This is a genomic window from Paraburkholderia sp. Ac-20342 (assembly GCF_017104985.1).
Lineage (GTDB): Bacteria > Pseudomonadota > Gammaproteobacteria > Burkholderiales > Burkholderiaceae > Paraburkholderia.
Genome location: NZ_JAAGPQ010000004.1, coordinates 19,804 through 31,390 on the forward strand (window position 1 = coordinate 19,804; position 11,587 = coordinate 31,390).

General features: G+C 65.0%; 10 protein-coding genes. 5 read left to right on the plus strand and 5 right to left on the minus strand.

Annotated elements, in window-relative coordinates:
- Positions 1-23: 23 nt before the first annotated feature.
- Positions 24-1,625 carry a peptide chain release factor 3 gene (locus G3N58_RS02430; RefSeq protein ID WP_205998391.1) on the minus strand — a complete coding sequence of 534 codons (1,602 nt, stop codon included), beginning with the start codon at positions 1,623-1,625 and terminating at the stop codon, positions 24-26.
- A 288-nt stretch (positions 1,626-1,913) separates the two neighbouring features.
- Between G3N58_RS02430 and G3N58_RS02435 the strand changes: the two genes are divergently transcribed.
- A complete protein-coding gene (locus G3N58_RS02435; protein WP_205998392.1) occupies positions 1,914-2,453 on the plus strand; it encodes a hypothetical protein in 540 nt (179 codons plus the stop codon).
- Positions 2,454-2,479: 26 nt separating this feature from the next.
- Here the strand turns inward: G3N58_RS02435 and G3N58_RS02440 are convergent, their stop codons facing one another.
- The 4 genes from G3N58_RS02440 to G3N58_RS02455 all read right to left on the minus strand — a co-directional run bounded on the left by G3N58_RS02440 (position 2,480) and on the right by G3N58_RS02455 (position 5,747).
- Positions 2,480-2,776 (minus strand): H-NS histone family protein, encoded by a 297-nt coding sequence (locus G3N58_RS02440; RefSeq protein ID WP_167038991.1) that lies wholly within the window; start codon positions 2,774-2,776, stop codon positions 2,480-2,482.
- 338 nt (positions 2,777-3,114) lie between these two features.
- Positions 3,115-3,318, minus strand: coding sequence for a hypothetical protein (locus G3N58_RS02445; protein ID WP_167038989.1), 204 nt, complete (start codon positions 3,316-3,318; stop codon positions 3,115-3,117).
- 589 nt (positions 3,319-3,907) lie between these two features.
- Positions 3,908-4,168, minus strand: coding sequence for a hypothetical protein (locus G3N58_RS02450; RefSeq protein WP_167038987.1), 261 nt, complete (start codon positions 4,166-4,168; stop codon positions 3,908-3,910).
- 97 nt (positions 4,169-4,265) lie between these two features.
- A complete protein-coding gene (locus tag G3N58_RS02455) occupies positions 4,266-5,747 on the minus strand; it encodes a sigma 54-interacting transcriptional regulator (protein WP_205998393.1) in 1,482 nt (493 codons plus the stop codon).
- A gap of 302 nt (positions 5,748-6,049) precedes the next feature.
- On the opposite strand from G3N58_RS02455, the gene G3N58_RS02460 reads away from it, so the two are divergent.
- The 4 genes from G3N58_RS02460 to G3N58_RS02475 all read left to right on the plus strand — a co-directional run bounded on the left by G3N58_RS02460 (position 6,050) and on the right by G3N58_RS02475 (position 11,506).
- Positions 6,050-7,450, plus strand: coding sequence for a GntP family permease (locus G3N58_RS02460; RefSeq protein WP_205998394.1), 1,401 nt, complete (start codon positions 6,050-6,052; stop codon positions 7,448-7,450).
- A 643-nt stretch (positions 7,451-8,093) separates the two neighbouring features.
- Positions 8,094-8,345 (plus strand): hypothetical protein, encoded by a 252-nt coding sequence (locus G3N58_RS02465; RefSeq protein WP_008921056.1) that lies wholly within the window; start codon positions 8,094-8,096, stop codon positions 8,343-8,345.
- Positions 8,346-8,698: 353 nt separating this feature from the next.
- Positions 8,699-9,691 carry a DedA family protein/thiosulfate sulfurtransferase GlpE gene (locus G3N58_RS02470; RefSeq protein WP_205988999.1) on the plus strand — a complete coding sequence of 331 codons (993 nt, stop codon included), beginning with the start codon at positions 8,699-8,701 and terminating at the stop codon, positions 9,689-9,691.
- An 84-nt stretch (positions 9,692-9,775) separates the two neighbouring features.
- Positions 9,776-11,506 carry a cyclic nucleotide-binding domain-containing thioredoxin-disulfide reductase gene (locus G3N58_RS02475; protein WP_205998395.1) on the plus strand — a complete coding sequence of 577 codons (1,731 nt, stop codon included), beginning with the start codon at positions 9,776-9,778 and terminating at the stop codon, positions 11,504-11,506.
- Positions 11,507-11,587: the final 81 nt, after the last annotated feature.

The following is an 11,587-nucleotide window of genomic DNA, read 5'->3' on the forward strand; positions in this document are numbered from 1 at the left end:
GACTGATCGCCCGCCTCACGCCCTTACATCGTCTTCCTGAACGGTGCCCCCGAGTGCTCGCGCAACTCGTTGAACACGATCTTCGGCCACGCCTTCTGCGCGACTTCGATCTCCGACACGTGCGAGGCCAGATAGGTCGGCGCGTCGGACGCATCGAGCGCGATCCGCGCCGAGTACGAATCGGTGAAGCGGCGCAGCTCGGCCGCGTCGTCGCAGGTCACCCAGCGCGACAGGCGGTAACGCGCCGGCGCCATGCGCACGTCGACCTTGTACTCCGTCGACAGCCGGTGCGACACCACCTCGAACTGCAGCTGGCCGACCGCGCCGAGAATCATCAGGCCGCCCGCTTCGGGACGGAACACCTGAATCGCGCCTTCCTCGCCAAGCTGCTTCAGCGCTTCGCCAAGCTGCTTCGCGCGCATCGGATCGACCACTTCGACGGTCTGGAAAATTTCCGGCGCGAAGAACGGCAAACCGACGAATTGCAGTTGCTCGCCTTCGGTCAGCGTATCGCCGAGACTCAGCGTGCCGTGATTCGGAATCCCGATGATGTCGCCCGGATACGCCTCGCTCACGGTCTCGCGGCGCTGCGACAGGAACGTCACGACGTTGTTCGCGCGGAACGTCTTGTTCGAGCGCGTGACCTTCACCGCCATGCCGCGCTCGAAACGCCCCGAACACACGCGGATGAACGCGACGCGGTCGCGGTGCGCGAGGTCCATGTTCGCCTGCACCTTGAACACGACGCCGGTGAACTTCGGCTCTTCGGGCAGCACGGGGCGCTGCACCGTCATGCGCATCGACGGCGGCGGCGCGAGATCGACGAGCGCGTCGAGAATTTCCTTCACGCCGAAGTTGTTGATCGCCGAGCCGAACAGCACCGGCGATTGCTGGCCCGCGAGGAACTGCTCGCGATCGAACGCGGGCGTCGCGCCGCTGATCAGATCGATCTCTTCCTTCGCGCGCACCCATGCGTGGCCGAAACGGCGCTCGCCTTCCTCGTCGGAGAGCGCCTGCAGCGTTTCGACTTCGCCGCCGGCCGTGTCCTGACCCGCGCGGAACACGCGCACCTGGTCGCGCTGGACGTCATAGACGCCCTGAAAATCCTTGCCCATGCCGATCGGCCACGTGAACGGCACCGCCAACACGCCAAGGTGCTGCTCGATTTCGTCGAGCAGTTCGAGCGGCTCGCGCACTTCGCGGTCGAGCTTGTTGATGAAGGTAACGATCGGCGTCTTGCGGCTGCGGCAGACTTCGAGCAACTTCAGCGTCTGCGCTTCGACGCCGTTCGCGCCGTCGATCACCATCACGGCGGCGTCGACCGCGGTCAGCACGCGGTAGGTGTCTTCGGAGAAGTCCTCGTGGCCCGGCGTGTCGAGCAGGTTGATGACGCAATCGCCGTACTCGAACTGCATCACCGAACTCGCGACCGAAATGCCGCGCTGCTTTTCGATCTCCATCCAGTCGGACGTCGCGTAGCGGTTGCTCTTGCGGCCCTTCACGGTGCCGGCAATCTGGATCGCGCCCGAGAACAACAGCAGCTTTTCGGTCAGCGTGGTTTTACCCGCGTCCGGGTGGGAAATGACCGCGAACGTGCGGCGGCGTTTGAGTTCGGAGACTGACATCGGATCGGGCGGTCACGGAAAGGGGTTCGGGCGATTGCCGCGGCCTCGGGCGGCCGGTATGCCGCGCGTGGCGCGGCGGCGTCGAGTTGCGGGAGTCGGACGAGAGCCGGGATCGACCGGCTCGTGCCGCGTCGAAAACGACGGGCGAACGGGCCATGGCTCAGCGTTCGACAATGCGGGAATCGCCGCGCAAGGTGCGAATGATACACGTCCGGCGCGGCGGCCGGGGGAAAGGGGGTCGGTGGAAACGGCGCGATGGGCGGGGCATGGGCCGCCCGATGCTCGGGCATGGACGCCGGCGTGCGCATTCGCGCGGGAAAGGTGAGCGTTTTCGGGACTCTCGCCAATGGCAATCGAAACGCGACGAAAGGTGAGGATCGCGAAGATCATCCCTGCACCTGCTACGGCGCGCGGAACGTAAAAGCAAGCCGTGGAGAAACGGCGGCAACGCTCTGCATCGCTATCGATACGCCGCGCCGAACCGCTCGAAAACGCCTGGAAACGCCTGCCAGCAAAGGCGGGTACGGGTTTTCGGCAAGCGCTGTATGCCACCGGAACGCGGCGGCGGCGTATGCGCCCGGCGGTGCGTCGCGCAATAAAACCTGGCTCACCGAAGCGAGCACGCGAGTCTCGAACTCATCGACAAAGCTCGCGACTCGCATTCGAACCCGGCTCAAAGGTGAGCGTTTTCAGGACCTGGACAACGGCGCGGATGAAAGCGGATCACATCCGGAAAAGAAGGCGGCAGCGAATCACGGCGAGCATCGCGCGACGATGGCAATACGCTACACGCCAACGGGCATCGACGCCTTCGATAAGCGTCGGTGAGCATGGACCAACGGCGCCGGAGCGCCTCAAACGTCGATCAGAAAACGCTCGCGATTCTTGCCGGCCAGCCAGGCGGGCGAACGCCCGCGACCGCTCCACGTTTCGCCAGTTTTCGGGTTGCGGTACTTGGCAACCCCTGCCGAAGCAGCCTTGCGCTTCGGCTTCGCCGGGCTCGTGAAACCGAGTTCCTCGGCGGTGAGATCGTATTCGGCCACCTTCTGCCTGATCTCGGCAATGGCCTGCGCGATTTCGCGTTCGCGAGCCACAGCGACTTCCTTATGGAGTTTTTCGAGTTGTGCGGTCAACTGTTTGTAAGAGGCCATGCCGGTGCTCCCCACTCATTGGACGAACTGCTGTGCTGTGCGGACACTATCAGAGGAATCAAGCACAGCATAGTGAATCGCGCGACCGTGTGAATGCGGCGTATACCTGGATGGCTTGAATGACCGCGCGAGCCGTGCCGCCCGTGCGATGAGTGCGATGGGCACGAGGCACACTCAAGGCGCTCAATCGTCGACGATCGGGAGGGCGCACCGGCCAGCGCTTTTGCGGCTTCGACCAGTCAGCCGCGCGAGCGCGATAGGCGCATGCCGGGTCGAAAAAATTGCCCGGCCGAAGAATGCATGGACTTCCTTGATTGCCGGAATCAGGTTCCCGGCAATTAAACTTTCCGCCGTTTTTCGAGTGCATTAAGCGCCGCATTCAGGCGTTTGACGCGAGTGGCCTGCGACGGCACCAGAGCCGCGCAGGAAACCAGTTCGATCCGGTTGCGCCAATAGGACAACGGAATACGGTCTTCTGCGGAAATATGGGAAATTATCTGCTCCAGATGCTCAATGTCTTTTTCGAGTTGCTGATGATTCATTGCTTTTCCCCGTTTTCTATTGATTAATATCGAAGCAAAATCGAAACATGAGTGCGATAGCCAGCGCACGCTGACATGGCCCGACCGTGAGCGGAAAATACTTCCTGAGCGCCTGCTAGCATCAGAAAAACCCGGCAAAATCTGCCCGCCGGGGGTTAAATCGCTAACGGTTTAAAAAGAATACTGCTGTCGAACTTCGCGTTCCGTTACCTTCCGCACCGACGACGTTCGACGGTGAACCCGCTAACGCTTAATCCATGTTCTCGCGGAAAATAATTGTGGGGGTGCACGGCGCGCCTCCGGTAAAGCGCCGCTCGTAAAAGCCATGTTGTATGTCAACCCGATATCGGACGTGTATTACACGCACCGATTTGTGACGGCCATGCGCTCGTCGAAATAATACGAGCATGCTAAATAAAGAGATTGAGGCGGTGGAAAAACGATTAACTGGCGCAGCGTCAATGTATAGCGCCTGAAAAGCCCGCATGTTTTACTGGATCGCAATCCGCAGAAAGCGCCGGTGCCGTAGCGACTGTACGGGCGGCGCCGGCGTTGCACCGGCGCGGCGTTGGCGTGACTGGCGTGCCGGTTACTTCGCGCGGCAGGCGTAGATCAGGCTGAGCGTGCCGCCCTCGCTCGACTGACGCACGACGTCGTATGCGCCGCTGCAGCTGGCGCTCGCCTGCTGGGAACACGAGTCGGAGCCGACCGGACATTGCACGAGCGTGGTCGCGCGGCCATCCGAGAGAAACAACGGCGCACTGCTGCTGCAACCGCCGAGTGCGACGACCGCACCGGCAGCCAGCATGATGCCCGAACGGCGCGCGAAGAGAGAAAGACAGCGTTTCATTGGATGCCCCGATCACGTCTTGTTGTTCGATCACGCGATTGTGCCACGCGGCACTCGCACTGCGTCACTTGCGGCGGCATGCGCTCGAACGCGCCGCTCAGACCTCGATGCCGTGCGCCGCGATCTTCTTGTACAGCGTCGCGCGGCCCATGCCGATCTGCTTCGCGGTGTCGATCACACGGCCGCCGTTCGCGCGCAACGCATCGCTGAGGAAACGCTTCTCGTAGGCGGCCATGGCGTCGCTCCATAAGGCCGGTGCGGCGGCGATATCCGCGAGGTCCGCGGCACCGGAGGCATGGGCCGGCCCGGCTGCCTTCGGCAAGACGGCGGCAAACGCGCCGCCCTGCCCCGCGCCGAGGAACGGCGCGAGCGTGCGCGCGTCGATCCGCTCGCTGTCGGACAGCATCACCGCGCGCTCGAGCGTGTTGCGCAACTCGCGCACGTTGCCGGGCCAGTCGTATGCACAGAGCAGGCGCAAGGCGTCGTCCTGCAATTCGAAGTGAGCGCCGCCGCGCGTCTGCGCCGCGAGGTCTTCGAGCATCGCATACGCAAGCGCTTCGATATCGGACGGACGCTCGCGCAGCGCGGGCGCGTGGATCGTCAGCACGTTGAGCCGGTAGAACAGGTCCGCGCGAAAACGCCCGGCCGCGACTAGCGCGGGCAAGTCCACCGAGGTCGCCGCGATGATCCGCACGTCCGCGTGCGCGATCCGGTTCGAGCCGGGCGGCTCGAATTCCTTGTCCTGCAACACACGCAGCAGCGCGCCCTGCAACGGCAGCGGCAGATCGCCGATTTCGCCGAGAAACAGCGTGCCGCCGTTGGCAAGCTCGAACTTGCCGACGCGCCCCTTGCGGTCCGTGCCCGCATACGCGCCGGGCGCGGCGCCGAACAGTTCGGCTTCGAGCAGCGTCTCCGGAAGCGCCGCGACGTTGACGCTCACGAGCGGCCGATGCGCGCGCGCCGAGCCGCCGTGGATCGCATGCGCGAGCAGTGCCTTGCCGGTGCCGGTTTCGCCGGACAGCAGCACCGGCGCTTCGAGTTGCGCCGCGCGCCGCGCCTGGCGCTTCACTTCGAGCGACGCCGCGCTCGTGCCGACGAAGCTGCCGAACGTATGGCGCGCGCGACGCGCCTGCGCGAGCGACTGGCGCGTCGCGATCAGTTCCTGCTGCAGCCGCGAATACTGCGAAAAGAGCGGCGTGAGCGCCTTCAGTTCGTCGAACAGGGCGAAGCCGACCGCGCCGATCGTCGCGCCGGTGTCGTCCTTGAGCGGCAGGCGCGTAACGACGAGCGGTTCGCGATCCGTCTCCATGATGTCGAGCAGGATCGGCTTGCCGGTGTTCACGACCTCGCGCATCAGGCTGTTCGGGATCACCGCTTCGCAATCGCGGCCGATCGCCTGCTGCGGGTCCGGGAAGCCGAAGCGCGCCGCGTAGCGCTTGTTGATCCAGACGACGCGCGCTTGCGCGTCGACGATGAAGGTGCCTTCGCTGAAATTCTCGAACGTGCGAAAGAGCGAATCCATCGCCCGGCGCAATACGTCGCCGTAGGTGGCGGGCAAGCCCGCCCAGTCGGTCATCATGCTGTCGCTGTCTCCACGTATCGTAGTGCTTGTTTTTGTCTCTTTTCGTGGACACGATTATCTCCATTTAGAGACACGCGGCAAAGCCTGTTTTATTGAGGTTTATCCTAGGTTTTGGCTATCTTCAGCACAATGACGTCCCGAATCGGAGACGTTTCTGTACAATCGGCCGCGTTGCCTCGCGATGCCGTCACAAGCGTCCGGCTCACGCCATCGGGCACGGCACGAGCCGCGCTTTCGCCGCCGCCCCGCCGTGTCGTCAGCGCGGCCTACATGCAGAACAACCAAGCTTTGGAGACTCAATGTCCTTTGTCATCGTCCTCGCCGCGCTGGCGTTCCTGATGTTCGCCGCGTATCGCGGCTACAGCGTCATCCTGTTTGCGCCGATCGCCGCGCTCGCCGCCGTTCTCGCCACCGAACCCGCCGCCGTCGCGCCCGTCTTCACGAGCATCTTCATGGACAAGATGGTCGGCTTCGTGAAGCTCTACTTCCCGGTGTTCCTGCTCGGCGCCGTGTTCGGCAAGGTCATCGAACTGTCGGGTTTCTCGGAAGCGATCGTCGCAGCCGCGATCCGCTATATCGGCCGCTCGCGCGCGAATGCGGTGATCGTCGCGGTGTGCGCACTGCTCACCTACGGCGGCGTATCGCTGTTCGTGGTCGTGTTCGCGGTCTACCCGTTCGCGGCCGAACTGTATCGCCAGAGCAATATTCCGAAGCGCCTGATGCCCGGCGCGATCGCGCTCGGTGCGTTCTCGTTCACGATGGACTCGCTGCCCGGCACGCCGCAGATCCAGAACATCATCCCGACGACGTTCTTCAAGACGACCTCGTGGGCCGCGCCGACGCTCGGCGTGATCGGCTCGCTGTTCATCATCGCGGTCGGCCTGACGTATCTCGAATGGCGCCGCCGCGCCGCGATGGCGACCGGCGAAGGCTACGGCACGGAGCTCATCAACGAACCGGAGCGCGTCGAGTCGAAGCAGCTGCCGCATCCGCTGCTCGCGGTTGCGCCGCTCGTCGTGGTCGGCGTCGCGAACTTCCTGCTGACGCGCTGGATTCCGACCTGGTACGGCCCGACCTACACGATCACGCCGGACATCCTGCCCGGCCTGCATGCGCCGGTCGAAACGACGGTCAAGGCCGTGGTCGCGATCTGGGCCGTGCAGGGCGCGCTGCTGCTCGGCATCGTGATGGTCGTCGTGACCGCGTTCGGCCGCGTGAGCCAGCGCTTCGCGGTCGGCACCAAGGCGGCGGTCGCGGGCGCGCTGCTCGCGTCGCTGAACACGGCGTCGGAATACGGCTTCGGCGGCGTGATCGCGGCGCTGCCGGGCTTCCTCGTGGTCGGCGATGCGCTGAAGAGCATCCCCAATCCGCTCGTCAATGCGGCCGTGTCGGTCAGCACGCTCGCGGGCATCACGGGCTCGGCGTCGGGCGGCATGAGCATCGCGCTCGCGGCGATGTCGGACGTGTTCATCAAGGGCGCCGAAGCCGCGCATATTCCGCTCGAAGTGCTGCATCGCGTGGTCGCGATGGCGAGCGGCGGCATGGACACGCTGCCGCACAACGGCGCGGTCATCACGCTGCTCGCGGTGACGGGGCTCACGCATCGCCAGTCGTATCGCGACATCTTCGCGGTCACGGTCATCAAGACGTTGGCCGTGTTCTTCGTCATCACCGTGTATTACGCAACGGGCCTGGTTTAACCCCGCTCCAACTGCGGTTCAACCGCATCGGTTCGCACGGGGCGCGGGCGTTTTTACCGGCCCCGCCGCATTGATCTGATAGATCGGCATTACTCCCACCTCGACAAGCCGCCACTGAAGCAAGAGGATGGGAGTGTCAGCGCCCAATCGTTGCAAGGGCAGCCTGACCCGAGTAACAACGGCGTTTAACGGCCTGTCCGCTTATCCGGACGGGCCATTTTTTCATGGTCTTGCTGATCGTGGCGCAGGTGGACGAAATACGAGGCGTTGCGAGCCGCAGGACGAACAGCCAACGGTGAGTCAATACGGGAGCCGCCGCTACGCTGTCCTGACGATCCGTAAGCTCTCCTGCGCGCTGCACCCGTACCGCAATGCATTGCCTCATCTACCTTGCCCGCACGTCACCCGCATGACAACCGCGCACACATCGCGAGCCGCCGAGGAGCATGAAAAATGCAGTCGTCATAGCGGGGAGTCGCGTTAAACTGATTGAAACGCACCGGGGTCACCATACAGGCGGCGCCACACTCAAGCACAACCCGGGCGTGACAGAGAAGGACATGCACGGCGGGCAGGCGCGGCAGACGGTACGCGCGCCTGCCCGTACAATGATTCGATCAACAACGGAAGAAGGACAACTTCGATGCGCATCACCGGGTCCTCCGGGTCAATGGCCCTGCTCACCGAATACGACGACGCAACGGCGCGCGAACTCCGCTCGCTGCGCCTCGAATCGACCGAAGACGGCAAAGGCATCCTGCTGATCGAAGTCGATGAGCGCAAACCGGGCATACATCGCGAAGTGCGCTACGAAATCACGCCCGCCGAACTGATTGCCGCGATCCGCGCGCACGGCGCCGAGTTGCCGGGCGAGCAACACAATCATCGTCAGTAAAACCGGCATGCGGCACACGAGCGCCGCATGCGTTGCCCGCATCGCGCGCCCGCGGCCGATGCGGGTAGGCGGCATTGTTCGCGCCTGCCCTGTCCGCGAGCGCCAAACCGCGCATCGTTGTTCCGCCGCGGCGGCTAATAGAAGACGCTTTTCCGCATGCCTGCGCGCGCGTTTTTACGATCGTTTCCGCACGCGAGCGCCAAGCCCCCGGCGCGCCATGACCGCGTTTCGACCTGTGCATGACGGGCACGCGTCCGGGTCGTTTGCACGCCTCGAAAATGCGTCCATAATCCTTGCATTCCCCTTTGCTCTCCTCACCGTGACGCGCCCGCAAGGGCCACGGACGTAAACCGATGCTACATGACCTCGTCGAGCAATACGGCCCCGCGCTCGTATTCGTCAACGTGCTGGCCGCCGCACTCGGGCTGCCGGTGCCGGCCATGCCGTCACTCGTGCTGTTCGGCGCGATGGCGGCGATGCACCCCGGCTCCGTCGGCACGCAACTGATGCCCGTTCTCGTGCTGTCGATCTTCGCCACCCTGATCGGCGACAGCGCGTGGTATCTCGCCGGCCGCATCTACGGCGGCAATACGCTGAAAACGATCTGCCGGCTGTCGCTTTCGCGGGACACCTGCGTGAAGAAAACCGAGCGCTTCTTCGGCCGCTGGGGCGTGCGCGTGCTGGCCATCGCGAAGTTCGTCCCGGGCCTGTCGATCGTGTCGATTCCGATGGCGGGCGCCATGGGCACGCGCTACCGCACCTTCCTCAGCTACGACGGCATCGGCGCGGCGCTGTGGTCGGGCACCGGGCTCATCATCGGTGCGCTGTTCTCGCGGCAGATCGACATGCTGTTCGCGGTCGCCGGCCGGCTCGGCCGCACCGCGGCGCTCATCGTCGTGGCGCTGCTGCTGTTGTACGCGGCATACCGGTGGATCCGGCGCCGCCAGTTGCTCGCGACGCTCGAGTCGGGACGCATCGAGGTCAACGAACTCGGCAAGCTGTTCGCGGCCGGCAACGCGCCGGTCGTGTTCGACATCCGTTCGGACGAGAAACGCAAGCTCGATCCGTTCGTGATTCCCGGCGCGCAATTCGCCGACGAGCGGCATCTCGAGAACATCGTCGCCAATTATCCGCACGACCAGAAGCTGGTGATCTACTGTTCCTGCCCGAACGAGATTTCCGCGGCGTGGATGGCGAAGCAACTGAGCGCGGCCGGTTTCTCCGACGTGCTGCCGCTGCGCGGCGGCATGGAAGCGTGGCGCGACTCGGGCGAGCCGGTGGATGCGTTGCCCGACGCGCCGAAGGCGGAAGTCGCGGTCGAGGACATCGCGCCCAAAGCCGTCTAGCACGGCGCGCGCGGCTCTCGCGCGTGCCCGCGCGCCGCTTCGCCTTCCGTTCAATCGTTCAATGAACACCGAAGGAGCGGTTCAATGCTTTCGACTCAGGACGTTTCGACTCAAGAGATGGACGGACAGCAGGGAGTCGTCGCCGACGCGCCGTTTTCGTCGCTGTCGACGCGCATGCACCAGATGTTCCCCGCGCTCACCTGCGCGGAAATCGACCGGCTGCGCCGCTTCGGCGAGACCGGTCACTGGCAGGCCGGCGAACTGCTGTTCGAGACCGGTCAGCCCGGCCCCGGCATGTTCGTGCTGCTCGAAGGGAGCGTGAAGCTGTATCAGCGCGACGGCATCGGCCGCGAGGTCGTGATCGGCGAGCATGGCGTGGGACATTTTCTGGCCGAAGTCGGACAACTGTCGGGCAAGCCGGCGCTCGTCAACGGCATGGCGCTCGGTTCGGTGCAGGCGCTGCTGATCCCGCCCGAGCGTCTGCGCGCGCTGCTCGTCGCCGAGGCGGAACTCGGCGAGCGCATCATGCGTGCGCTGATCCTGCGGCGAGTCTCGCTGATCGAAAAAGGCGCGGGCGGGCCGATCCTGATCGGCAACAGCAACGACGCGCGGCTCGTGATGCTGCAAGGCTTCCTGTCGCGCAACGGCCATCCACATTCGGTAATCGACGAGCGCGACGAAGACGCGTTGCGTCTGATCGGGCAATTCGCCGCGCAGCGCGAGGACCTGCCGCTCGTGATCTGCCCGGACGGCTCGGTGCTGCGTCATCCGAGCATGCCGGAACTCGCGACCTGCCTCGGTCTCCTGCCCGATCTCGACGACTCGCACGTGTACGACGTGGCAATCGTCGGCGCCGGGCCGGCGGGCCTCGCCGCCGCGGTGTACGCGGCTTCCGAAGGGCTTTCGGTGATCGTGCTCGACAGCCGCGCGCCGGGCGGCCAGGCGGGCGCCAGCTCACGGATCGAAAACTACCTCGGCTTTCCGACCGGCATCTCGGGCCAGGCGCTCGCGGGCCGCGCCTTCGTGCAGGCGCAGAAGTTCGGCGCGCACGTCGCGATTCCGGTCAACGTGAAGGCACTCCAGTGCGGCCAGTCGCCGTACCGGCTCGAACTGAAGTGCGGCGGCCATATCAGCGCGCGGGCGATCGTGATCGCGAGCGGCGCGGTGTACCGGCGGCCCGCGCTCGAAGGGCTCGAACGCTTCGACGGACGCGGCGTTTATTACTGGGCCTCGCCGGTCGAGGCGAAGCTCTGCAAGCGCCAGGAAGTCGTGCTCGTGGGCGGCGGCAATTCGGCCGGCCAGGCGATCGTCTATCTGGCGACGCACGCGGCCAAGGTCCACGTGCTGATTCGCCGCAGCGGTTTCGAGGCGACGATGTCGCGCTACCTGATCGACCGTATCCGCGCGCTGCCGAACGTGTTCGTGCATCCGAATTCGGAAATCGGCCGGCTCGACGGCGATGAGGACGGACTCGTCTCGGTCGCGCTGAAAAAGCCGCTACCCGATGGCGTGAGCCGCCTCGACACGCGGCATCTGTTCCTCTTCACGGGCGCGGACCCGAACACCGAATGGCTGCGCACCTGCGGCGTGCAGCTCGACGAAAAGGGCTTCGTGCTGACCGGCGTCGGCACGGATGGCTCGGCCGCGGCCTGCGATCTCGCCACCACGGTCAAGGGCGTGTACGCGATCGGCGACGCGCGCGCGGGGTCGACGAAACGGGTGGCGGCGGCGGTGGGGGAAGGCGCGGCGGTGGTCGCGCAGATTCATCAACTGCTGGCGGCGGTCGGCGAGGAAGCGGTGGCGTTGGGCGCGTGAGATTCATCGCCCGCGATTCGCGCGCTGGGGTCTGGAGTCAACGCCGCGCCGCACGCGGGGCCATGCGGCACGGGTCGCGAA

Bases quoted from the DNA above. Each gene is read 5' to 3' on its own strand.
- G3N58_RS02430 (WP_205998391.1), bottom strand. From the start codon at position 1,625: ATGTCAGTCTCCGAACTCAAACGCCGCCGCACGTTCGCGGTCATTTCC.
- G3N58_RS02435 (WP_205998392.1), top strand. From the start codon at position 1,914: ATGGACGCCGGCGTGCGCATTCGCGCGGGAAAGGTGAGCGTTTTCGGG.
- G3N58_RS02440 (WP_167038991.1), bottom strand. From the start codon at position 2,776: ATGGCCTCTTACAAACAGTTGACCGCACAACTCGAAAAACTCCATAAG.
- G3N58_RS02445 (WP_167038989.1), bottom strand. From the start codon at position 3,318: ATGAATCATCAGCAACTCGAAAAAGACATTGAGCATCTGGAGCAGATA.
- G3N58_RS02450 (WP_167038987.1), bottom strand. From the start codon at position 4,168: ATGAAACGCTGTCTTTCTCTCTTCGCGCGCCGTTCGGGCATCATGCTG.
- G3N58_RS02455 (WP_205998393.1), bottom strand. From the start codon at position 5,747: ATGATGACCGACTGGGCGGGCTTGCCCGCCACCTACGGCGACGTATTG.
- G3N58_RS02460 (WP_205998394.1), top strand. From the start codon at position 6,050: ATGTCCTTTGTCATCGTCCTCGCCGCGCTGGCGTTCCTGATGTTCGCC.
- G3N58_RS02465 (WP_008921056.1), top strand. From the start codon at position 8,094: ATGCGCATCACCGGGTCCTCCGGGTCAATGGCCCTGCTCACCGAATAC.
- G3N58_RS02470 (WP_205988999.1), top strand. From the start codon at position 8,699: ATGCTACATGACCTCGTCGAGCAATACGGCCCCGCGCTCGTATTCGTC.
- G3N58_RS02475 (WP_205998395.1), top strand. From the start codon at position 9,776: ATGCTTTCGACTCAGGACGTTTCGACTCAAGAGATGGACGGACAGCAG.